The 24,511-nt window shown below is 37.1% G+C and carries 21 protein-coding genes and 1 pseudogene; 11 read left to right on the top strand and 11 right to left on the bottom strand.

What is annotated here, in order from left to right; all coding sequences use genetic code 11:
* Positions 1 to 256: 256 nt before the first annotated feature.
* Complete coding sequence (mnmD, locus tag GKR88_09520; protein ID QMU64497.1) at positions 257 to 922, top strand: tRNA (5-methylaminomethyl-2-thiouridine)(34)-methyltransferase MnmD; 666 nt, start codon at positions 257 to 259, stop codon at positions 920 to 922.
* A 375-nt stretch (positions 923 to 1,297) separates the two neighbouring features.
* Here mnmD and GKR88_09515 read toward each other — a convergent pair whose 3' ends face one another.
* Positions 1,298 to 2,572, bottom strand: coding sequence for a DUF2851 family protein (locus GKR88_09515; GenBank protein QMU64496.1), 1,275 nt, complete (start codon positions 2,570 to 2,572; stop codon positions 1,298 to 1,300).
* Positions 2,573 to 2,714: 142 nt separating this feature from the next.
* Between GKR88_09515 and GKR88_09510 the strand changes: the two genes are divergently transcribed.
* From GKR88_09510 to GKR88_09500, 3 genes and pseudogenes are all read left to right on the top strand, one after another.
* Positions 2,715 to 3,350 carry an NAD(P)H-dependent oxidoreductase gene (locus GKR88_09510; protein QMU64495.1) on the top strand — a complete coding sequence of 212 codons (636 nt, stop codon included), beginning with the start codon at positions 2,715 to 2,717 and terminating at the stop codon, positions 3,348 to 3,350.
* A gap of 181 nt (positions 3,351 to 3,531) precedes the next feature.
* Positions 3,532 to 3,841: pseudogene (locus GKR88_09505) on the top strand (cytosol nonspecific dipeptidase).
* Between the two features lie 386 nt (positions 3,842 to 4,227).
* The gene (locus GKR88_09500; GenBank protein QMU64494.1) at positions 4,228 to 4,515 is read left to right on the top strand and encodes a hypothetical protein; all 288 of its coding nucleotides are present in this window, start codon (positions 4,228 to 4,230) and stop codon (positions 4,513 to 4,515) included.
* Here GKR88_09500 and GKR88_09495 read toward each other — a convergent pair.
* Positions 4,512 to 5,606 (bottom strand): IS4 family transposase, encoded by a 1,095-nt coding sequence (locus GKR88_09495; protein QMU64493.1) that lies wholly within the window; start codon positions 5,604 to 5,606, stop codon positions 4,512 to 4,514. The two genes, GKR88_09500 and GKR88_09495, sit on opposite strands and share 4 nt — an antisense overlap.
* A gap of 209 nt (positions 5,607 to 5,815) precedes the next feature.
* Between GKR88_09495 and GKR88_09490 the strand changes: the two genes are divergently transcribed.
* The 7 genes from GKR88_09490 (at position 5,816) to lepB (ending at position 11,846) form a co-directional block, all read left to right on the top strand.
* Positions 5,816 to 6,055, top strand: coding sequence for a hypothetical protein (locus tag GKR88_09490; GenBank protein QMU64492.1), 240 nt, complete (start codon positions 5,816 to 5,818; stop codon positions 6,053 to 6,055).
* A 7-nt stretch (positions 6,056 to 6,062) separates the two neighbouring features.
* Positions 6,063 to 6,629, top strand: a complete 567-nt coding sequence (locus tag GKR88_09485; protein QMU64491.1) for a hypothetical protein — start codon at positions 6,063 to 6,065, stop codon at positions 6,627 to 6,629.
* Positions 6,630 to 6,927: 298 nt separating this feature from the next.
* A complete protein-coding gene (locus GKR88_09480; GenBank protein ID QMU64490.1) occupies positions 6,928 to 7,701 on the top strand; it encodes an AAA family ATPase in 774 nt (257 codons plus the stop codon).
* Positions 7,694 to 8,578: a ParB/RepB/Spo0J family partition protein gene (locus tag GKR88_09475; GenBank protein QMU64489.1), complete on the top strand. Its 885-nt coding sequence runs from the start codon at positions 7,694 to 7,696 to the stop codon at positions 8,576 to 8,578. Before GKR88_09480 ends, GKR88_09475 begins: the two co-directional genes overlap by 8 nt.
* 15 nt (positions 8,579 to 8,593) lie before the next feature.
* Positions 8,594 to 9,175, top strand: coding sequence for a hypothetical protein (locus GKR88_09470; protein ID QMU66687.1), 582 nt, complete (start codon positions 8,594 to 8,596; stop codon positions 9,173 to 9,175).
* 1 nt (position 9,176) lies between these two features.
* Positions 9,177 to 9,881 (top strand): 4-hydroxy-tetrahydrodipicolinate reductase, encoded by a 705-nt coding sequence (gene dapB, locus GKR88_09465; GenBank protein ID QMU64488.1) that lies wholly within the window; start codon positions 9,177 to 9,179, stop codon positions 9,879 to 9,881.
* Positions 9,882 to 10,109: 228 nt separating this feature from the next.
* Positions 10,110 to 11,846: a signal peptidase I gene (lepB, locus tag GKR88_09460; GenBank protein ID QMU64487.1), complete on the top strand. Its 1,737-nt coding sequence runs from the start codon at positions 10,110 to 10,112 to the stop codon at positions 11,844 to 11,846.
* Between the two features lie 568 nt (positions 11,847 to 12,414).
* Here the strand turns inward: lepB and GKR88_09455 are convergent.
* From GKR88_09455 to GKR88_09415, 9 genes are all read right to left on the bottom strand, one after another.
* Entirely contained in the window at positions 12,415 to 12,927 is a 513-nt protein-coding gene (locus tag GKR88_09455) for a hypothetical protein (protein ID QMU64486.1), read from the bottom strand.
* Positions 12,924 to 13,358, bottom strand: a complete 435-nt coding sequence (locus GKR88_09450; GenBank protein QMU64485.1) for a hypothetical protein — start codon at positions 13,356 to 13,358, stop codon at positions 12,924 to 12,926. The genes GKR88_09455 and GKR88_09450 overlap by 4 nt, the downstream gene beginning before the upstream one ends.
* Positions 13,359 to 13,688: 330 nt before the next feature.
* Positions 13,689 to 13,826 carry a hypothetical protein gene (locus GKR88_09445; GenBank protein QMU64484.1) on the bottom strand — a complete coding sequence of 46 codons (138 nt, stop codon included), beginning with the start codon at positions 13,824 to 13,826 and terminating at the stop codon, positions 13,689 to 13,691.
* The gene (locus GKR88_09440) at positions 13,813 to 15,543 is read right to left on the bottom strand and encodes a tetratricopeptide repeat protein (GenBank protein QMU64483.1); all 1,731 of its coding nucleotides are present in this window, start codon (positions 15,541 to 15,543) and stop codon (positions 13,813 to 13,815) included. The genes GKR88_09445 and GKR88_09440 overlap by 14 nt, the downstream gene beginning before the upstream one ends.
* Positions 15,544 to 15,575: 32 nt before the next feature.
* Entirely contained in the window at positions 15,576 to 18,311 is a 2,736-nt protein-coding gene (locus tag GKR88_09435; protein ID QMU64482.1) for a tetratricopeptide repeat protein, read from the bottom strand.
* 1 nt (position 18,312) lies between these two features.
* Positions 18,313 to 19,068: a hypothetical protein gene (locus GKR88_09430; GenBank protein QMU64481.1), complete on the bottom strand. Its 756-nt coding sequence runs from the start codon at positions 19,066 to 19,068 to the stop codon at positions 18,313 to 18,315.
* 151 nt (positions 19,069 to 19,219) lie between these two features.
* Complete coding sequence (locus tag GKR88_09425) at positions 19,220 to 20,953, bottom strand: hypothetical protein (protein ID QMU64480.1); 1,734 nt, start codon at positions 20,951 to 20,953, stop codon at positions 19,220 to 19,222.
* Entirely contained in the window at positions 20,950 to 21,435 is a 486-nt protein-coding gene (locus GKR88_09420; GenBank protein ID QMU64479.1) for a DUF4157 domain-containing protein, read from the bottom strand. Before GKR88_09420 ends, GKR88_09425 begins: the two co-directional genes overlap by 4 nt.
* A 333-nt stretch (positions 21,436 to 21,768) precedes the next feature.
* Positions 21,769 to 23,340 carry a hypothetical protein gene (locus tag GKR88_09415; GenBank protein QMU64478.1) on the bottom strand — a complete coding sequence of 524 codons (1,572 nt, stop codon included), beginning with the start codon at positions 23,338 to 23,340 and terminating at the stop codon, positions 21,769 to 21,771.
* Between the last annotated feature and the right edge of the window lie 1,171 nt (positions 23,341 to 24,511).

Genomic DNA, 24,511 nt, shown 5'->3' with positions numbered 1-24,511 from the left:
ACTCATCTTGACTTTTTGTTTTTAACCGAAAATGAACTGAAATTTAACTAGATAAGGCGCTTTTTGAAAGCTATAGCAGCGCTACAGGTAAGAAAAGTAACGAAATATAGGTGAATTTCAGTCATTTTTTAGGAAATAGAAAAAGTCAAGATGAGTTCGTTGATAATCAGCTGAGAAAACAGCATTTTTTAACCAATTGAAAAAGTGTAAACGAGCTTTAATAAAAAATGGTACTGTTCTAATACTATATCTTTTCATGGCTACTCGTAAAATTATTAATACGGCAGATGGTGCTGTTACCATTTATCTTCCCGATTGGAATGAATATTATCATTCCAGACATGGGGCTATTTGGGAAGCATATCACGTATTTATTACACACGGATTAGCTCTTTTTCCCAGAGGAGTCGTCAATGTGTTAGAGATTGGTTTTGGAACAGGTCTGAACGCTTTTATTTCTTTTCTGGAAACGGTAAAAAGGCCTCTGAAAGTGAGCTATACAGGTATAGAAGCATATCCCATGAGTATGAATGAAATACAAAAACTAAATTATATTTCAAAACTTAATGCCGAAACCTTCAAACGTGAGTTCTATCTTTTACATGAAACTGTGTGGGAGGAAAGACACGAAATTTCCAGGAATTTTTCATTGATAAAAAGAAAGCAGTTTTTTAAAGATATTTGTGATACCCATACTTTTCATCTTATTTATTTTGATGCTTTTGGGGCCAGAGTACAACCCGAACTTTGGACAGAAGCTATTTTTCAACTCATGTACAATGCACTACGACAAAAAGGTGTTTTAGTTACTTATGCTGCAAAAGGAAGTGTGAGAAGAGCCATGCAAGCCGTAGGATTTACTGTTGAGCGTCTGCCGGGCCCTCCCGGTAAAAGGGAAATGTTACGGGCAAGGAAAATATAATTAGTCAACCCTTAAAAAAAATTTAACATATTGATTTTCAGTTATTAATATACAAAAAAGCATAAAAAATCATTGCAAAAAAGACAACGTTTTTTTAAATTGTATTGTAAAACCTTGTCAAATGCGTTCAAAAAATAAGCCTCAAAATTTCTTTACGACAGGAAAAAAGAACTATAGTAAAGAAACTCAATACAATAATTTCCGCTCTGATTTTCATTATTTCCATGCTTTATTATCTCAAAAGTACATGAATTTTTTCATTTGAAAATTCACAAAAAACAAATGAAAAAAATTTATGGGCTAAGTGGTTACTGAAGTGAAACTAAGATTTCGAAAAGGTTTATAGCATAACTTTCCAACTTTTAACTCTATAACTCACTTCCTTCCCAAAATTGATTTTCCTATCGCGCATTCCAGACATCTTTTAGCTGTACAATAGCTATTTTTAAGTTGAAGTAATGCCTGGCTTTCAAGTGCGTTTTTAGGCGATATTCCCAGTTCTGAAAATTTATGTACAATACTGTTTTTTTCAGGTGTCAGTTCTTCAATTAGTTTTATAATAGCTACCGTATCTAAATTTCCTCGCTTTTTTTGATAAGAAAATTTCAGCAAAAGAACTGTGTTGATGAGTACCAGGTCTATAAATGAATCAGACAGTCGTTTTGCACTTTTTTTGCTCGCTTTTCCAAAATTAAAATGTGTCTTCCAATAATCGTGAATTTCAATTTTGAATAACTTATAAAATTCAGCAACTTCAACAGCATTTATAGTCATTGAAAAAAAACGTGTTTTTGAGTGAAGTAATGCAACTAATTGTGCTATTCGTATCGTGGGAAAATTATGTGGTCGCATTCTAAAAAACTGAAATTCGTTTTTCTGTAAATGCTTCAATCCGTGTTTGTGTTTTAAATAAATATATTCTTTTCGTAATCTCGTATGATATGCATCTTCCAATATATCTTCTAAAAAACCTGCCTGTCCAAATAACAATGCTGATAGTGCCAATTCATTAAAATGTTCTTTTTGCAGAATCGTATAGTCAAAGGATTGAGCCAACTTCAAAAAGGCATCTCCATTAACGCTCAATCCAAAATTCTTTGCTACTAATTGAAAAAATACCGCTTCCCAGTTATACTGAGATTTTTCAAGTAATTTTTCAACCACAATCATTTTACTTTCCAACCTTTCAACATACAAACGTTCTAGCCAATACTTTATCATAAAAGAATCAACACCGGTAATTTCATGCTCACATGGAATCCATTTTAGATCGGAGTTGTGTAATTTTTTATAATTAAAAAGTATATGATGAGGAACTATTTCTTTTAGTTCCAGAGTTGGTATCGGTGTATTACATTTCATATACACTTCTGCATCATGGTTCCAAACCACATGTAAAATGACAGCGTCATAACTAACGTCTGATTCATGCCCGTGCGAATACCAATCCGAAGTATTGCTATGTATTTCTATATTTCCAACCCATTTTTGTCCGTCAATAATAAGTTCGCTATTTAAAAAATCGGGGCCTGCATTCGTATTGTATAACCCGGGTTTAACCACTTTTATTTCTTCTTTTTGTGCTGTTACCAGTGCGGTTTTTGAGTAGAGAGCGTACCGCCAAATGTAATGTAGAAAATCCTCTTTCATATTTTTTTTACTAAAGTACAAAAAAAATTGAAAGATTGAAAAATTGAAGATTGAAAGTAATATCAGCACTGCGGAAAAGAAATAATCATCCGCAAATAAGCTACCCGAATAATTCTGTTATTTTTGCACAAAATATACTATTATGAACTCTGTTGAAAGTTTAAAGTGGCGCTACGCAGTAAAAAAATTTGATAAAAATAAAATGGTGCCTAAACACAAAATACATATCCTAAAAGAAGCATTTAATCTGACAGCTACTTCTTATGGCCTACAACCTATTAAACTAATTATCATACAAAACAAAACGCTTCAAAAAAGTTTGGTAGCCCATTCCTGGCAGCAGGAACAAGTAGCACAAGCTTCGCATGTACTGGTCATCTGCATACAAAATACAGTAGACAAAAGTACTGTGGAAGCCTATTTCAAAATGGTAAAGGACATTAGAAACACTCCGGATGAAATATTGAAGCCTTTTAAAGATCGTATGATGGATTCATTCCGTAAAAAACCTGCTGAAGAAATAAAAGCCTGGAGTAAAAATCAAGCTTACCTTGCTTTGGGTAACCTGTTGACTGTTTGTGCCATAGAAAAAATAGATGCCTGCCCGATGGAAGGTTTTATTCCGGAAAAATATGATGAAAAACTAAAATTAGACAAACATAATTTAAGTTCGGTGTTGGCACTGCCAATAGGTTTCAGAGCAGAAGATGACTATATGAAAGATTTAAAAAAAGTGAGAAAAGACATAAAAGAAATGGTGCTGGAAATCGATGAATAATGTACCTTTAACCCGGATGCTGCATTAGAAAATCTGTTACAGCTTGAAATCGTTTCAAAATATATCGCTACGCTACATTTCAGAAAATGCTATATTTTATCGTGATTTCAACCTTCATTACGAAGTTCCAATGCAGAATCCGGGTTTAATTTTCTATTTTATACCCATACATACTATTATGATGCGTTCTGTTATTAGAAATCTGGCCCCAAAAAAGTTGTGGAATCATTTCTCAGATTTAAATGCTGTGCCACGTCCGTCAAAAAAAGAAGGAAGAGTCATACAATTTATGGTTGATTTCGGCACTCGTTTACATCTTGAAACGCTTGTGTTGACAAGGTAGGAAATGTGATCATTAAAAAACCCGCATCTTCCGGTATGGAGTCAAGAAAACGGTTGTATTGCAAAGCCATTTGGACATGGTACATCAAAAAAATGCAGATACTGTTTTTGACTTTGATACGGAGGGAATTAACACGCTGATTGACGGTGGAGGCGGAGGAGGAAACTCCGGTGGTGACGGAGATACAATGCTTACGACTCCTGTGGGTATCATACACAGTGAAACCCCATGTGATCCCAGACCGGAAGGAGATTTGAATAGGGATTGTATGTTGGAGTTTTATGAAGTTTGTTTGATAGATATAGATGCCGGTCTAGTGAATCAACTAAGTTCTGAAAACCTTAGTATTATAGAGGCTTTTGTAAACGAAAATGGTTGTGATGAAAACATGCAAGTGTTTATTAACAATGCTATTGAAGTATTAATAAATGGTGATGAAGTAAACTGGGAGGAGCTAATTATATCTCTACTTCTGTTCCAGATTGTGTTAAAGATATTATTAACAAATTAGTTAGTGATAATACTTATATAGATTTGGGAGATATGCCGGACTTTGTAAAAGAAGAGCTAAATCTGTCCGGGGAAATTATGGATGTTTTTAATAATTCAGATCAATATCACTTAAATTTTAAAGTAGAAGATTTGTCTCCAAATAGTTTAGGGCATGAGATAAATGCGACTACTTTTTTTAATGATTCTACTAAAGCATTTGATATTACATTAAACACTAGTTATATTTCAAATGCCACAGATTTAGTTATTGCAAGAACAATCATCCATGAGCCCCTTCATGCATACATTAATTTTGTATATTATACCTAAGTACATGACAAAAATTTAGTCAAGTTCATATTGTTTTGATTTACAGGGTTTAATAGCACAGAAGCGATATAATCTAATCCATATTTGAATATGCTTTTAGCCATTCTTCCATGCTTTTTTATTTTGATAGGCTTAATCTGATGTAAATATATACCAACTTTGTAACACCATACGAAAGCCATCATTACAAGCAGTACTAATTTTTCAATACGCTTAATATCTTGCAGGTGTGTGTTTTCAATATCAAAGCCACTGGCTTTCATTGCTTTAAAACACATCTCTATCTGCCATCGTTCTTTGTATTGTTCAAAGGCCTTATCAGGAGCGTTGAACGATACAATGATTAAGAAATCAGGCTTTCCATTTTTTGGGTACAACTTGCATCCGGAAAGGAAACAAAGCTGACCATTAACACGTACAATTTTAGGATAATACACAAACTCATTGATCTTATGTGGATTAAACAAGTGAAATACTTTGATGGTTTTGTTCTTATCAGGAAGCTCTACCTTAAAGTTGTTTCGAATGCGGATATAATATTTGATTCCATTTGTATTCAAGAAATCCAACCAATGATTACCTACAAACTCTCTATCGGCTACAATGGATTTAATAACATCTTTGCCAAAAAGTCTTATGAAACGATTCACAAGATCAATACGCTCCTGACTGTTAGAGTTCCCTGGCTTATCTAACATAGTAAATAACAATGGGAAGGCAACACCTTTATAGACAACTCCCAACTTAAAAATGTTGATGTTGGTCTGACCAAACTTCCAATTGGTCCTATCAATACTCAAGATCAATCCCTCTTGCTTAGGAAGGAGACTAAATATAAGACGAGCGATCAAATCTCCATCCAACGAATAATCAGCAATAAATCTTTGAATACGTCTGAGTGATGACTTCGAATCTACTGAGGTCTCAAAAGCGTTGGCTACCTTTTCAAAGGTAACTGTCTGTACCTTACAGAGGGCGATAATGAAATGTGATATGAGTTTGATTCTTGCCAAATTGATCTTACCTTGGAAATGAGAACTTAAAACTGAATTTAATTCACTACTTTTAGTGGAAGCATTGGTTTTTTTCATTAGAAAAATGAGTGATGTTATTCTTCTAATATACTGAAAATCAATGCTTTATTTTAATTATTTAACATTTAATTTACTGATAATCAATTAATTATATTTTTTGTCATGTACTAAAATATTATACTCAAATATTTTCTGATCTTAACGACTCATTAAATCATTTGCTATCTCAAAATGGAAATAGTCAAAACACTGCAGAACATATATTAATGACTCAAGAATTTGTTGCCGGAATGGCTATTTCGTTAGAATCTTGGGATAATAGCTCGCTTACTAATAACAATTATTATCATTATTTAAGCTGGTCTGGAGGTATGGGGTTAATACTCCAGCGTTTAATAATCTTCCCCAAGATTTTAGACAAAACGTTATTGAAGCCAATACAAATGAAGGGCAAGCAGGATGGAGCAGCTAATAACAATGCACAAGGGGGTAAAAACTGTAATTAAATTATTTATGAGAAAATCTATATATACTATTGTATTAACAATGTTTTTTTATGGTTGCTCAGTTGCACAGGACAAAGTGAGCAGTCAAGAAAAAAAATCATATCATAATGAGATTAAAAGTTTGATGCAAAATCATTTGCAATTATACAATGAAAATGAGTCATATGTAAAAAGAAAGATTATTCAAAATCTTTCGTATGGTAATAGAAAATTAGAAGATTTATTCAACCCAGACCGGTTTTTGCTGATTAGGAATTTTAAAATTAAATCAGAAAAAGACATCATTCATTTCGGTGGTTTTTTCGGTAAACAGGATTTTATTTCTATGAAAAATCAAATAAAAAGTAATAAATTTAAATACTGGTCTGAATTTATTGGTGAAGATTATTTTTTAACTAAAAAAACAAACGAAAAACAAACGAAAATAGCTTTTTCTATACCGGTTTTTGCCAAAAAGAATAATTTTGCTATTATCTATATAGAATTTCCTACTTCTGGAGAATTGAGAATTTTAAAAAAAATAAATAATGAATGGGAATATATAGCAACAGGTTTAGTGTGGAGAACAGATTAGTTTAAATAAAACTTTAGAAAATTATATCAGTACTGAAAATAACTGTAATGAATCAACCCAGGCATTTCATCAACTCTACGGCAGGTAAAGTGATCCAAAGAGGGTACTAAAAATTTCAAAGTTCGAATTAAAAAACACAGATATGGTCTGAGCTACGCCGAGTATTTTAGTTATGAATTTTGAAATTTTCACAGCAAGATTGAACTATTTTATGGTTCTTTTTGGTATTATTAATATCTTTCGTTTTCAAAAACGGTAATTAATTGTAATTTTACTAGTTGAAAACAAGTATTTCTTAATGGGAAAAATAATTGCAATTGCAAATCAGAAAGGAGGGGTTGGAAAAACCACTACCTCTATAAATCTGGCGGCTTCTTTAGGGGTCTTGGAAAAAAAAGTACTGTTGATTGACGCAGATCCTCAAGCCAATGCAACATCAGGCTTTGGTATTGATGTGCAGGAAGCAGTATCCGGTACATACCAGGTTTTAGAGCATTCTGTTTCCGCAGCAGATGCCATCAAAAAAACAACTTCGCCTAACGTGGACCTTATTCCTGCTCACATTGATCTGGTTGCTATAGAAATTGAACTGGTTGACAAAGAGAAACGGGAATACATGTTGAAAAAAGCATTAGATGCAATCAAAAATAAGTACGATTATATTCTCATTGATTGTGCTCCTTCTCTGGGTTTAATTACATTAAATTCACTGGTTGCAGCTGATTCGGTCATCATTCCTATTCAATGTGAGTATTTTGCGCTGGAAGGTTTGGGGAAATTATTAAATACTGTAAAAAGCATACAAAAAATACACAATCCCAATTTGGAAATTGAAGGACTCTTACTAACCATGTTTGATTCCAGATTACGACTTTCAAATCAGGTAGTCGACGAAGTACAAACACATTTTAGCAGTATGGTTTTTGATACCATTATCAGACGTAATATACGTTTGGGAGAAGCACCGAGTTATGGAGAAAGTATTATTGAATATGATGCTACAAGTAAAGGAGCTGTTAACTATATAAATTTTGCAAACGAACTCTTAAAAAAGAACCGGAATTATGGCTAAAGCCACTAAAAAACAAGCTTTAGGCAGGGGCTTGTCAGCTTTATTAAAGGACACAACAGATATCAACTCCATCAACGATAAAAATGCCGATAAAGTTGTAGGAAATATCATTGAGATTTCTTTGGACAAAATAGAAGTAAACCCTTATCAGCCCAGAACTCATTTTGATGAAGAGACGCTACGTGAACTGGCTTCGTCGATTTCGGAATTAGGAGTTATTCAGCCTATTACAGTAAGAAAATTAGAAGGTGATTCGTTTCAATTAGTTTCCGGAGAGCGTCGCCTCAGAGCTTCGCAACTCGTAGGAAATACAACCATTCCTGCGTACATAAGAATTGCTAATGATCAGGAAATGCTGGAAATGGCATTGGTTGAAAATATTCAGCGTAAAGACCTGGACCCTATTGAAGTTGCCCTATCATATCAAAGACTGATTGAGGAGATCAATTTGACCCAGGAAGAGCTAAGTATGCGTGTGGGTAAAAAAAGATCTACTGTTACTAATTATTTAAGATTGCTAAAGTTAGATCCTATCATACAAACAGGCATGCGAGACAATTTTATCTCTATGGGACATGGCAGGGCTATTATTAATGTGGAGAACAAAGCTGAGCAATTAGCAATTTATGAAAAAATATTACAAGAAAAATTATCTGTCAGACAAACAGAAGAACTTGTAAAAAAACGAAAAGAAGGTATCACATCCAAACCAAAAACAAAAGTAATACCAAGTTATATTGAAGAAAGTTTACAAGATATCAGTACTTTTTTTGGACATAAAGTCATTGTAAATGCAAATGCTAAGGGAAAAGGAAAATTAATCATTCCTTTTCATTCGAAAGAAGATTTTAATAGAATTAAAAATCTGTTAAAATAAGTGAGGAAACACAGCATCATAACGATTTCTATTTTTTTGTTATTTATTTTTTCTGTAAAAATAAGTGCTCAAAAAGATACCATTTCCGATAATGGTATAAAGGCAAAAAAACAAATCACCATTGCCAAAAATACATACAATCCTTTATCTCCTTCAAAAGCAGCTTTTTATTCTGCAATTTTTCCCGGAATGGGGCAAGTTTACAATAAGAAATATTGGAAAGTTCCCATTGTATGGGGTGCTTTGGGAACCAGTATTTATTTTTATCTGGATAATAACAAAGAGTACAAAAGATACAGAAGAGCTTTTAGGCAGCGAGAAGCCGGTTTACAAGACGAGTTTACTTTAGATAACGGAACCGTGTTAATCTCAAGAAACGGCTTGATAAATGCACAAAGAGTGCTTCGTGATAATAGAGATTTATCTCTGTTAGTTACTATTATTTTATATACGCTACAAATTGTTGAAGCCAGTGTAAATGCACATCTTTTACAGTTTAACACAAGTGATCGGTTATCTTTTAAACCTGTTATTGTTCCCGGAATAATGACCGCTGGGGAACCGATAGTCGGGATGTCACTCAAATATACTTTTTAAGATGAAAATCGCATTACTAGGGTACGGGAAAATGGGGAAGGAAATTGAAAAAGCGGCTATCCAAAGAGGGCACGAAATCATTTTAAGAATTGACGAAGATAGTGATCCTTATGATATTTCCATAGCTGATATTGCCATAGATTTTAGTATCCCCGATGCAGCTTATGAGAATATTACCAATTGCATTAAAAACAAGGTTCCTGTTATCTCAGGGACAACCGGTTGGTTGGATAAGTATGCGGAAGTAAAAAAATTGTGTTTGCAGAAAGACGGTGCTTTTATATATGCTTCTAATTTTAGTTTGGGCGTAAATATTTTCTTTGAATTGAATCGTCAGTTAGCCAAATTAATGTACCATTCAAACGACTACACGGTTTCCGTAGAAGAAATACATCATACGGAAAAACTGGATGCTCCAAGTGGAACAGCCATCACATTAGCAGAAGAAATAATTGACAATTCAGACAAAACAAATTGGGGACTAAACGGTACAACGTCTAAAAGTACTATCCCGATTCATGCTAAAAGAGTTCCGGAAGTTCCGGGGACACATACAATATCTTATCGATCAGATATCGATAGCATTGCCATTAAACATATAGCACATAATAGAAAAGGATTTGCTTTGGGAGCTGTAGCAGCAGCAGAATGGTTACGAAGTAAAAAAGGGGTTTTTACAATGAAAGATGTATTAGAAATAGGATAAAAAATGTAACATATTTGTTATTTTGCAAACTAACATTGAACTCGTTTAAACTTTTTGAATTTAAGCGAAAATTAGAAGTTTTAGGGCTGTTGAAGGCTTTTTTGAGTTGCGTAGCAGCACTACGGAAGGAAAAAAAGACAAAAACAGAGTGGAAAACAGTAATTTTTCAGCAAATTGAAAAAGTTTAAACAAGTTCATTATCAATTAAAGAACCAAAAACAGTAAGATATGACATTTACAGGATGGTTAATTTTCTTCTTAGGAATACAAATAATTCATTTTTCAGGAACCTGGAAATTATATCAAAGAGTAGGTAGAAAACCCTGGAAGGCCATCATTCCCATTTATAACGGTTTTGTTTTAATGGAGATTATTAAAAGACCCCGTTGGTGGGTTTTACTTTTATTCATTCCTATAGTAAACCTATTAATGTTCCCTGTTATTTGGATAGAAACTGCGAGAAGCTTTGGTTTCAATCAGCGAAAATATACCCTGCTTACTTTAATCAGTCTTGGTTTTTTTATCTACTATATCAATTATGCAACGGAAGCTCCTTATAAACCCGAAAGAAGTTTAGCTCCGAGAACCGCTCTGGGAGAATGGGTAAGTTCAATTACATTTGCCATTATTGCAGCTACTCTGGTACATACTTATTTTATACAGCCTTACACTATTCCTACTTCTTCTTTGGAAAAAACCTTATTGGTAGGGGATTACTTGTTTGTCAGTAAATTCCATTACGGCGCAAGAGTCCCTATGACCACCATAGCAGCTCCCATGTTGCACGATACACTTCCTCTTATCCATAAAAAATCTTATGTATATGAAGATGACGTCACTAAAAAAGAGAATGCGCTGATAAATAAATTGCAATTACCATATATGCGTCTACCCGGTTTTCAGAAAATAAAACGCAATGATATTATAGTTTTTAGCTGGCCTGCTGACACGGTACAGCAATTCTTTAAAACTCCGGATAAAAACATCAGAAAACCTATTGATAAAAGATCAAATTACGTCAAGCGGTGTGTTGGCATACCAGGTGATTCTCTGTCTGTTAAAAATGGCTATGTATATATCAATGGTAAAAAGAATGTATTGCCAGATAGAGCGAAATTGCAATTTTTCCATACATATGAATCAAAAGAAACTGTTGCCAGTGTCCCGGCATTCTTGAAAAAAAATGAAGCATTAAGGAATATTTATAAAATAGCAACCAAGTACTGGGAAGATCCAAGAGTACAAGAAACTTTTAAAAAAGCTGCCTATCTTACAAAGATCGGTGGTGATTCCATTTATACTGAAGTTAGCGGTGGGGTTTCTCAAAAACTATTTGACAGATTGAAGATGTCTTTAGTAAATAATAAAATAAATATTAACATGACCGCCAAAGAAGTGGAACGGCTTGAGAAATATACCAATACTACTTCCGTAAAAAAATTAACGTATACTTCCAACGACGGTGTATTTCCGAAAATAAAAGATAATGGATGGTCTCAAGATAATTTTGGGCCTATCTATATTCCCAAGGCAGGAACAACGGTAGACATTACTGTAGAGACCTTACCTTTTTATAAAAAAATCATTGGTGAATATGAATCCAATGATTTGTTAGTGGATGGTGAAAACATATATATCAACGGGTTACAAGCAACTTCGTATACTTTTAAACAGGATTATTATTGGATGATGGGAGATAATAGAAATAATTCCGAAGATTCCAGATTTTGGGGATATGTTCCTTTTGATCATGTTGTGGGAAAACCCGTAATGATCTGGTTTAGCTGGGATGCTAATGCAAAAGGGATCTTTTCTAAAATAAAATCTATTCGTTGGAACAGGATGTTTACAACCGTTGGCGGTACCGGTGAGCCTGTTTCTTACAGGTATGTTGTACTTGCACTGATTCTCTTGTATTTCGCATATAACTTCTATCGTAATAAGCGTAAAAAGAAGGAAGAATAATATAGTTAAAAAAAATTCAAAATCTATTATAAAAATGGGTAGAACGACATGCCGTATTAGAGTGCCAGTCTTCCGATAGCTTTTAAAAGCTATCGGAAGACTGAGGATACATTAAAGTTAGTTGAATATTTTAATGTATTTTTATAACTTTCCCGGGTCAGTTTTCAATTAATAGACTGGGTCAATTTTGAATTATTACATACAGCAAGTAGGTCTTTTCTGATTCAGAGTATTTTGCCACATAGAGGTTTGAGATTTTGGGAAAGCATAAATCTGTTTGTCTTTATGGAATCAGAGAGCAAAATAGTAATTACCTGCCTGATCATGGAGATACCAAAAAAACAGAAGGGTTTCATTATTTTTCATAGCAATTTTTCCTGTTGAAATCTTTCATCGGGATGAAACCTTTGCAGAATTGATTTGACAAAAAAGTTCGACGCCCGAAGAAAATTTTCAACCGGAATAACCTATTGGTTTTGAGGATTTAAAATTTTCGAGAAGAAAGAAATTTAAAGTCAAATCAATTCAAATACGGAATATATCACCTTTTTGCAAAGGTCTCGGGATTTTATTTCTTTTTCATAGCGTTCATAAAATTTTGCTTATCCTTAGAGCCCTGACTGCTCCCGAAAAAATAAGTAAGAATAGCAACAAAGCCCGAACCAACCAATATACCGATTGACATATCTATAATTCTCTGGTTACCTTCAGGTATTTTAACAAAAAATAACATTATGATAATTACAAATGTGAATAAAGATACAGCACCGGCTAAATAATAAACAAAGTTCTTAGATAGCCTTGTAGCGTTTTGTGATGTTGCAATTTTGACTTGCATTTCTCGTGCATTTGCCACGTCTTGCATATCCAACTTCATCAGTTCCAAAAATGTATTAACTTGTTCTGTAGCCAGTCCTGAGTTCCCTGACTCAACAATTCCAACCGCTTCGGCTAAATTCCCTAAACCAACTGCTTTTGTAAGTGCTGGTAAAACATTTTTTTTAATGCCTCTTAAAAAATCACCTACTCTGGTAGTTCCGTTTCTCTCCTTATAAGAGAGTTTTTTCTTTTTATTATTCATGGTTTTATAATTAATGGTTTTTTATCTGTATTCATATAACCAACATGAATCCAGGTTTTAGTAAATTCAAAATCCTCTAAAATGTTTAAGAATTCTAATTCATCATTTTCAATCATTCCCATAATGAAATCGTATAGGTCTCTAAACAGACCGTTTACCGGTTCTAAATCAAAAGTAGTACCTTTCTTATGAGTGGAGTAGAATGAGCCGTCGGGGTCATCAGGTGGTCTTAATCCTCTTGAATCTATACCCAGTTCGGGTCTATTTACATAAATCCCTGTACTGTGTTTTGCAAACCACTTGCCTCGAATTCTTTGCAAATCATTTAAAGCAAATTCATTAAGCCTGCGCCACGCATTCGCTTCTCCAATATCGTTAATTATTTGGGGGTGTACTAATTCTTCGATTGTAAAATTTTGAGGTTTATACATTTTTCACTCTGTTGTTTTAGTTATTGTCAAATATTTCTAATAATTATGTTACAAATCCTCCGATACCGATAATCTTTATAAAACCAAATAACCATATCTATAGTCACTGCTTTTAGATTTTCGGGTTTCAGGAGGGTATTATCATTTTTTATGTTTTCTTTATAATTTTCTGTGATATACTCAATGTCTTATTAATCTATCTCAATTCCAAAATACTCAACAGATTCTTCGATTTGTGCTAAACATTTTATATTGAGTCTAAAAATTAATTTCACAAAAATTAAATTCAATCAGTTGATATTGAGAAGATAAAAATTCGTAATTGTGAATTTAAAATTTGTAATTTATATAATTTTCAATTACAATCCAGGCCTTTGTACGGTTGCTCATAGCCCGGTGGAATTCCTCTGTTGTTTTTTCGATAGTTCCCGTAGTTTGATTTTTGTCGTTTAATCTAATTGTTTTCATCTTTTAATTGTTTTTGAATTCTTATCAGGGTATTTAGCGCATTTCGGCGTTTTGGGTGATTCTTAGGCAGTCGATCTTCAAAGATCTCCCATGCTTTCTTTTGATACTTTAAGGCATTGTCTGACTGCTTTTTTTTAACATATACCTTTGCAAGAGTGATATAAGCAGATGCCAGATCAGGGTGGGAGGAATGAAGTACTTCTCCTCTGATTCGTATCGTTTGTTCTAAGTACTGTAATGCTTTCCGATACTTTTTTCGGGCCAGATACACCATTCCCATTATATGATACGAAGTTGCCAGGAAAGGATGTTTAGGGACAAGCCTATCTTGTTGAATGCTTATCGCTTTTTGTACATAAAAAAAAGCTTTCCGATACCTCCCGATATTTTTATAGGCCTTCCCGATACCTCCGTAAACCTGAGCCAGAGATAGAAGATCAGGATTTGCCCTTTCTGTTAAAATGGCTTTATTTTTTTTATAATATCTCAGGGCTTTTCTGTATTTTTTCAGATGTATATAGGTGTTTCCAATATCTGTATAAGTACGTGTCAGGTCGGCATGCAGTTTATCAGTGTCGCTTTGTAGCATACCCATGCTTTTTTGATGATAGCTGAGTGCCGTTCCATAGTTACCCAAAGCGGTATGAATTTTTCCCATTTGATTATAGGAGGCTGTTAAATCTTTGCTGCTATTTGAATCCAATTTCTTTTCCTTTATTTGCAATGCTTTTTGCGAAAACTCCAATGCCTTTATATATCTTCCATCATCAAAATATGCAGATGCCAATCCAAAATAACAATCAATAAGTCGCATGGTATCCAAAGAATAAATGCTATGAGTTTCGAGGATTTTCTTATAGAGTCCTGCCACCTGTCCGTATTTAAATTTTGAGTATAACAATTTAATTTTGAGCTGATAGCTGTTTATCAATTGTGTGATTTGCTTCAGGCTTTTGTTTTGAAGCTGCTTTCCTGCATGCTCCATTTTCTTTCCTTCACGTATATTTTTCCTTGTCTTTGAATAGGATGCTTCCAATAGTTCATTGTCCAGAAGGGCAATGGTCTTTTCTATGTTCCCTTTTTTAAATTGTTTGTAAGCTGCTATGTAGAGGTCCGAGGCAAAGTCCAGATTCTGCTCTGCCAGTTCCCGAGCAAACTCGGGCAGACGCCTTTCCAAATCGGCGATATGTTTGTTCAACAGGTTTTCGGCCTCATAGCGGTCGGTCAATTTTTGGCGAAAACGCTTTTCCAGTTCGGCAATGGTTTTCTTACGTGCTTCCTTGCCGCTCCGTAATTGAGCTATCAGAGAATCTTTTTTGGAAAAAAGGGCTTTCCTGCTAATATTGTACAATTCGGTCTGTGCCTGTGCCAGTTTGCCTTTTTCGGCTACAAATACCCGTACCGGAAGCTTTCGGCCAATGACCACATTTTCCAAATCACGCGGATTGACCACTTCCAACCCCTGTTTTTCAAGCGTTAACCTTACCGAAGTCCCGGCAGCTACACCTACAAACTCCAATATAAACCTTCCCGCCGTGTCGGAGGTTGCCGGTTTTGCAAAGGCAGCGTTAATGAGGGCATCTTTAATGTACCGTATCGTTCCCGTTTCGTACTTACTGTTGTGTACCGATACAATGCCTCTAAGTTCTGTTTGCTGCGTATAAGCAAACAGTGAGATAAAAAAGAACACTGCCCAAATGGTTACTTTTGGTTTCATAAAAAACTATATTATTATCTGTAAGTTCCTCATTAGTCTTTTTTACTTATCATCGTTTTAATTTCTTGTAAGAATGCTGTTGCCGCCTTACGATCGGAATCTTCGCTTGGAAAAATCGTTTGGTATATATCGACAACCTTTTGTTGATACGCTAATGCTTTGGCTAAATGACCCGTTTTTATATAGGTACTGGCCATACCCTGGTAAAGTTTTGCCAAATCCGGATGGTCAGGGCCGAAAGCAGCCTCTCCAATGGGAATAGCCTTTTGATAGAACTCCAACGCTTTTTGGTACTTTTCCATGCCCCTGTAAACGCTGGCTATGTTATTATACGATTTCGCTAAAGAATGATGTTTGGGATCAAAAGCTTTTTCGCGAATAGCAATTGCTTTTTGGTGATACTCCAGTGCTTTTTCATACGAGTTCATATTATCATAAACCACCCCGACATTATCATATGAGATGGCTAAAGAAGGGTGGTCAGGGTCAAGCGCTGTTTCTTTAATGGCAATTGATTTTTGGTAAAACTTCAGTGCTTTTTCGTAATCCCCTGAACCGTTATAAAGATGAGCAATATTATTATATGAAATGGCTAAAGAAGGATGATCAGGGTCAAGTACCGCTTGCCGAATGGATATCGCTTTTTTATAATATTTTAATGCGTGTTGATGGTCTTTCATATCGGCATAAACAATACCAATATTTCCGTATGAAGTCGCTAAAAAAGGATGGTCAGGACCAAGCACAGCTTGCTGAATAGTAATAGCTTTTTGATGATATTCCAATGCTTTTTGATAAGCTGCCAAATTTTTATAGATGTTGGCTATATTATTGTATGAAATGGCCAGGTCGGGATGATCGGAATCAAAAACGGCTTCTCGTATGGCAATGGCCCTTTGATTGAGCTCCAACGCTTTTCGGTAATTGCCCAGATCCTCATAAACAATGGCAAGATTCGTGTAATAATTTGCCAGGATAGGGTGACCAGGATCAATAGCTTTCTGAATGGCAATGGCTTTTTGATGATATTCCAGTGCTTTCTGATAAGCTGCCAAATTTCTGTAGATGTCGGCTATATTATTGTAAGAATTTGCTAAATCAGGGTGTATGGAGTTGAAAACAGCTTCTCTAATGGCCATGGCTTTTTGGTGATACTCCAATGCTCTTTGATAATCCCCTAAACCCCGGTAAATAAAAGCAATATTGTTATAAGAAGTTGCCAGATCGGGGTGTATGGGATTGAGAACAGTTTCTTTAATAGCCATGGCTTTTTGATGATGCTCCAATGCTTTTTGATACTTACTAAGGAACATATAAACCACCCCCATATTATTATACGAGTGCATAAGGGAAGGATGTTCAGGTTCCAGGACATCTTCTTTTATGGTTATACTCTTTTGATGATATTCCAGTGCTTTTTGATAATCACCTAATTCTAAATAAGTATTTCCGATGTGATTGTATGAATCAGCCAAAGAAATATCCTTGGGACTCAATACTTCCTCTTTTATGACGATACTTTTTTGAACATGTTTTAACGCCTTCTGGTAATCGCCCGAAAGCCGGTAAGCAATCCCCATCTTATCATAGGATATCGCTACTTCTTTGTGCTTTGGGGTTAGCAACTCCAAACGTATGGTCAGTGCTTTTTGATAATATTCCAGTGTTTTGTCATATTGACCGTTATCAAGACAGGCTTCTCCTGCCTTATCATACCAGAATGCCAGTTGCACGGCCTCAAACTCATTCTCTTCATGTATCGTAATGATTCTCTCATACAAAGCTGCCGCTTCCTGGTATTTGAAAAGCAGTATGGATGACTTGGCTTTTAAGTCATAACTGTTTATGACCTGGTTGATCTGTAAAATGCTTTTTTCCTGTATTTCAATACCTGTATTTACTAACTGCTTACCTTTAGCAAGAGTTTTGACCGCTTTTGTATACGATTCTTTCAGGGTTTCATTATCCAGTGTTTTTATAGCCTGTTCAATATTTCCTTTTTTAAATAATTCATACGCCTTTATATACAAATCCGATGCAAAGTCCAGGTTTCGTTCTGCCAGTTCCTGTGCAAATTCAGGCAGGCGCTTTTGCATGGCTTCTATCTTTTCATTCAGCAAGTTCTCGGCCTCAAAACGGTTGGCCAGTTTTTTGTGAAATTGCTTTTCCAATTCGGCTATGGCTGTATTGCTTTCTTTGATGTCGGCATGTAGTTTGGTGATCAGGGTATCTTTTTTCGCGAAAAGAGCCTTCTTACTAATGTTGTACAGTTCGGTCTGTACCTGTGCCAGCTTTCCTTTTTCAGTAAGAAATATCCGTACGGGAGACGTTCTGCCGATGACCACATCTTCCAGATCGCGAAGGTTGACGATCTCCAACCCCTGTTTTTCAACTTGTAATTTTATAGAGGTTCCGCCCTCTATCCCGACAAATGCTAAGGCAAACGTTCCGCTTTCATCCGTATTGGCAGACTTGGTAAAAGGAGCGGTCACATAAGCGTCCTTAACGTATTGTGTGGCTCCTGTCTCGTACTTGCTGTTGTGTACCGATACAATGCCCGTAAGTTTTGTTTGCTGAGACCAGATAACAGTGCTTACCATCAAAAACAGACATCCTGTTTTAACAGGTACGGTTTCCACCAGGGATTGCAGCAGCATCCTTTTTTTGCTTCGATTTACGGGAAAAAAAGAGATAACGAAAAGCCCGGCCCTTTGGGGAAACACCCAAAAAACAGCAGAAAGAGATATTTTTAGTAATTTAAATGTCATTTTATTTTATAGGTTTTATTAAAATCGGTAATTCATTTTCCGTTTGTACGGGCACGTTTGTAAGTTCAAAAAGCTCGTACCCTTCCTTAAAAGCCCTTACTGACTGGAACTTACGTTGATGTTCGGGCGGTATTTCGAGTGTATATTCGCCATAGGAATCTGAAAAAGCCCCGATACCCCGAATACTGATGCGAACCCCCTCAACAGGCCTGCCGGTATTAAAATCTTTTACGATACCTCGTATGCTACCGATCCCGTATAATTTTACCGGTAAAGCAATGTATTTTCCATGTGTAAGCCTGTACAGCGAGTCGGGATTCTCTGCGTAGTACGGTTCTCCTTCGGGATCAAGGAAATGGATTTCAACCGTGGCTTTTGAATCGAAGAACTCCTTTGGTATTTGCTTGAATGTGGCCTCGCCTTTGTCATTGGTGGTCTCTACGATATTGGCATCACCAAACAACAGTTTTACTCTTCCCCTGCCGGGCAGTACCAAATGGTCCCTCCCCTTTTCCCCGTGAACCAGTACGGTCACCTGGGCCGACACGCCCGACCTTCCACTATGGAATTGTACAATGGTATATACTGAGATAGAAAATACCAAAAGCATAAAGAGTATGATAATTATAAAAGCCTGTTTTCCGGTCAGCTTCGGAAATATGTTTTTCCGGATAACTTCTCTAAAAAGTACTAAAAACAATCCCAGTGCCATCCCGGCAATACCGGCTATTCTTCCCCATTCTGTTAAAAAGTCCATATATCGTTGTATTTTTACGTGTTGTTCACCAAATAATTCGCATCATTTTTGTTCTCAAGGATTGCTTCTCCTTCTTTTCCCTCCTTAGGGACCATTGCCCCTTTAGAGGGGGTGCGTCAAATGGGAGCAGGTTCAAGCTTGCCCCCGATTATTATTTTTTCTTTCTTTTTTTCTTTCCTTTTTTCTTATCTTCAGCTTTCTCTCTCTCCCTTAGGTTTTTCGTTGCATTCTTTATAGCCCTATCCAAACGGGTCTCAATTTTATCTGAGAGGATCTCCACCAATCTATCCCTAAAACCACTTAGATTTTTCTTGACAAATTTAACCCCCTCGCTATTAAGCTTCCTTATTTCTTTTCGGTCAGAATGCACCGCTACGTGTATCTTTGCAAACTCATCGATGGCATGTATTGTCTGCTGGTTTTCCCCCTCTCCGGATTGGTCCAGTTTATCTATGAAGGTTGATAGCTGAGAAGTATAATTTGCTGCGTTATCTTGCCCGACTCTCTGTAAGCGCCTTTTTTTTTGTGCTTCTATTCTTATGGTTTTTTCACCCTGTTCTCTCAGTTCGTCTTGCTGCTTTTGTTTCTCATCTTGATATTTAACTACATCCTTCCAATTAATAATTTTAGGCTGCGGATAAGCACGGTTCTTTTTGAGTTCCTGGTATTTTTTTATTTGCTTTATGGCAGCTTCCTTTTTGTTTACCCCATATTCCTTCCCTCCAACTTCGAAGTCATAGGAATCCAGGATTTTTTTCTGATCGAACCCTTCTCCGTCTTGCTTCAGGAAATGAGCGAGGGCCTCCTTATCTTCTCCAAAGTGCCCCCAACGTGGCGGATAAACTTCGCTCTCCAGCAATGTCATCTCGGTCAGGTCCTTTAGCTCCTTGGGATATTCAGGTTCAGCCCTTCCGGCAAACATAGTTTCAGCTTCTTCCAAGGTATCCCATATGTGATTTTTATGTGTATTGGATATTTTATGGTTCCTGATCGATTTGCCCCTAAGGTCTTTCTGATCTGGGTTGGCCTTTTGCCAGATTTCATATATCCAATGTAGCATCTCATGAGCCAGTGTCGTCCATGGAGGCAAATTCATCAACCCCAACTCTAACTGTCCGTTACCGTCATCGTCTTTGATGTTCAGCAATACGAGATATTGTTTCTCAGTACTGAAATTGCCTTTGATCGCCATGGATCCTGCATGGCTACTTTCATCCCCTACCCCGGGAGTTGTGAGCCATAACTTCAGCTTTTCACCTTTTTCTTTAGCGATCTCCCGTACTTTTTTCACAATTATTTTTCCTTGAGGATTCTTCTCAACTTCTTTGAACAGGTTGTTTATGCGTTCGCGTTCATCTTGCGATACATCATCAGCTTTACTCGTAGTGTTGTCTATGATGTCCCAATATTTTTCAAAATTCATGCCCTCTTTGGCCTCGTCGTTTACCCCATTGGCATTTTCCATACTGTCCTTTTCCATATTCTGACTACCATTATTGTTGTTGGTATCGGTATTTTTCTCTTTGCTTAAAAAATTTTTCAGGTTTTCTTTTATTTCATCCCATTTCCTGTCTTCACCATCTCTTGCTAATTCCCGTAACCGATCCCTTACTTTTCCAGTATATTTCTTTTCTTCCACCTCCGTATATTCCCCCTCATCAAAAAAAGTTTGCTCATCGTTATCGAGTACTTGTTCAGGGACGTTTCCTGCTCTAATTTCACCCCTTTTATTTTCGTATTTAGCCTGTATGCACTGGCCTTCGGAGCTTGATACTTGCCCATTGGTCCCCGATGTGTCCCTGAAGCAGTTACCATAACTTCCTTTTCCCGTTGTCCCATGAGAAATGCTGCCCACATTACCGGCATAATAAGCGCTGCTCATCATTCGGACAGACCTATCCCCATCACATCCGCCTCTTTCTCCAACCCTTTATCATCGTTGATATTTATTTTTCCTTTCATTTGCACGGTGGGTTTTACCCGTCCCTGCTTTTGCTGTACCACATGCCAGGCCTCATGGGGCAGGTGTTGCTCCTGCCCGGGGGCCAAGTGGATGTCCGTGCCCTGTGCATAGGCATGCGCATGCAATTGTGCCGGTTTGCCGGAGTTGTAATGTACCTTTACATCGTCCATGGCATGGCCGGAAAGGCTTTCAATACCTGTTTTTAAGGTATCCGGCAAGCCGGTACGGTTTTCTTTTTGTTGAGTGGGCCATGTTCCGCCGGCGATGGCCTCTTGTTGTGGCACCGGACGTGCGATACCGTTAGGGCGGTCGTCGGTCCATTCGCCGTATTGTGTTGCGGACAACTGTACGGGCTGTTCACTTTCCGTATGGTTTTGCCGGGTCTGATTGATCTGTGTATTCATCACACTATATTTTAGTTAGTATTAATTGTTTATGTACTCGTGTTTTGTTTTGCGTTGTTGTGTTTTATCGGGTTCTTTTTTAATTAATTGTGGGTCTGAAATCAAAGCAATTTTTGATTATCAGTAACGCATCGTTTTTATTGCTGTTAACATGGCATTCCTCGGGGCTCTGTTGTTTCCTTCTTCCTTTTTTTAAACTGTAATGTTGCACGATAGCTATTGACGGGTGATATGTCTTTTGAACCGGATTCCGGGGTTTTCATTTGCAATGCCGGTGGCCATCCCAGCAATACCGGCTATTCTTCCCCATTCTGTTAAAAAGTCCATATATCGTTATATTTTTACGTGTTGTTCACCAAATAATTCGCTTTCATAGTTGCGAACAAGTTTCAAAAGTGTTTTATTCTCCGGGGTACGGACCAGAAGTTCCCTGATAACAGGAGCGGCCAGATCAAATGCACCTGAATAGCAGTAACAACAGGCAAGCCCAAACAGGCTTCCTGCTTTTTTTCCATAAATCCCGACCGATTTTTCGAAATAAAGGACAGCTTCGCTGTAAAAACCAAGCATAAACAACAAATTGCCCAGCTTACAGGCCAGATCCTGAGGTTCTCCCAAAGGATAATAGGTATCCCAAATACGCGGAACAGTGTGGAAAAGAACCCGGCGTTCCTCATCGGAAAGGTCAGAAATGAGTTCAAACAACCGCGGCAGTATTTGTAAGAAAATGCGGGCATCATAACCGCTGAGTCTGATCATCCCCATGATATGGCGATAGGTCAGGGTCTCCAAATGATCTTCAGCCAACTTTTTAAGGCTGAAATAATCATCAGGGCCGTAGTCATTGACAAATTTTTCATAGGCACTGACAGTCTCACCATAAGAGGATGCCTCAGCAAGCATGAGCAAACAGCCAATATTCAAACTAGTATGCCTGTAACGCGGAAACAGGGCAAGGCCTCCCTTGCGGTTGCAATAGTGCTTTAAAGCATGGTAATTGACGGTAAGGGAAAAGCTGCCGTGAGGCATCAGGCCAGGGCCATCGCTCAGGTTTGGCAAACGATGTTCTCCTTTATCTGCCGACAGTACCAGCAGGCCCTTGCGGGAAAGCTGTCGTAACCGTTCCAGACAGCGGATACCGGTGTGAGGAAAAAGCAGGTACGACTTGTTGAGTTGTTCCCGATACATTTCCAACAGGTCATTCAAAACAGGCTCATTCGGATAGGCGGTATGTAAGGGACTTCCCCGATCGTATTGGAGTTGCAGGACTTTGATAAGATCAGCAGTATCTAGCTCGGAAGGGTCGGTCTCGGTAGTGAGCGTGAGCAAACTACGGGCAATCTTCTGATCTTCTATCCGGAACAGTTCCTGAGGGATGGTATCAAAAAAATAATTGGCCACTACCAGTAAAGGTTGAGACAGTGCCTGTTGCCGAATCGCAGTGCCGGTATAGTACAGGAACAATTCACTGTCATTTTCGGCATCAAAACGGGCCATGTCTAGCCAGCCTTTTTCCAGATAGGGTTGCAGGCGGGGGTGGTTTTGCCAGAATGCCAGATGATCCGGGACAAAATCGCTGAGGACGTAGCAAAAAGGCGGGAATTCCATACCACTTTGTGTATAGTATTTCTCAAAATGCTTAAAAAAATGATAGCACAGCCGGCCATGTCCTGCCCCCAGTTCCAGCAGATACACGGTTTCTTTCCGATGTCCCTGCAAAGACAGATCGCGCAAAAAGGCCAACACCAGTTCGGCATAGGATTTACCCACTACGGGGTTGTTGGTAATATAATGCGGTATCACACCGTTACGCCAGGCATCTATACCGGCCTCATTAAAGTAGTTACGCTGCAATTGCCAGATAAGGCTTTGTGAAAAGGGCTGTTTTTCTTCGAGTATGTGCATCCCGGTTTGGTTTGGTTTCTTTACGGCCTTTGCGCAGGCATGATAAATTTAGTCACGGATGATCTATTCATGTTCCGTATTATTTATTTGCGGGCATCATTTTTTTCTTGTTTCCCGCTGCTTCTTTTTTCTTCCTTTCCTCTTCTGCTTTTTTCTTGCTTTCCTCCTCTGCTGCTGCTTTCTGATTTTCCTCCTCCTCTGCTTTTTTCTCATCTTCCGCTTTCTTGGGCTCTGCAGTTTCTTTTCCATCAATGAGTTCTTGAAACATATCACCGGCCATATACCCTATTTTAAGCGCATCTTTTTCATGTGGCCGGTGACTATACATTCTATAAGATACCGCTGCAAATTGAGAAATAAGGTCATTCAATCGGTTAAATACCGGTTTTTCGGATTCTTTTTGGATATCAAGTTCTTTATAGAGCGCATCAAGAATCCCTATGATCTCGTTTGCATCAGCAACCATTACCTCACTTAACAGATCATCGGATTTTTCTTTGGCTATACGTTCCTTTGCTTCTTCCAAATGCTTCCTGACGGTAAATGCATTAGACTTATATAAATAGTTTGATATTTGTATTACCCTGTTTTTAGTTCCTTTCTCATGGCCTTTTTTCTTTAAACGCTGTAACCCTTTGCGCATTCGAAAAAACAACCTGGACGCTTGTGTATAATCATAATACGGTTTATCGGATTTTTTTTTGTTCGTTGATCTCTCAAAAATTTTATTCCATTCTTCCGCATCTTTTATGATTTTCCGAGTTTCAGGCTTTCCATCATCTTTAAGGGGACTCTTGAGGGCAGCCTTAACAACTGATGAGGGCAGGTCAATTGAACTCCCAATTATTACATCCTGATTCATATAATCTTTACCGGCATGCATCCTTGCAACGGTGCTATATTGATCTGCGTGCCGGGATTCGTGATAAATGGCGGTCACTAACATTTTTATATTGTCTTGAGATAGTTCACTTATTTGAGATGATTTATCTGTTTTGCTATTATTATTATTTTTATTATTATCCATACTGTTTTTGACGACCCTCTTCAGGTTTATTGTCATTGTCCATGAGCCATGCGCAAAGCTTGCTATATCCTCTATCGTATCATCTAATTGATGACTCATGTTATGGGGTAAATGCTTATTTATCTTCCCTATCCAGTGGTTAAT

The organism is Flavobacteriaceae bacterium (genome assembly GCA_014075215.1).
Lineage (GTDB): Bacteria > Bacteroidota > Bacteroidia > Flavobacteriales > Flavobacteriaceae > Polaribacter.
This window is presented reverse-complemented; position numbering and strand designations above follow the sequence as displayed.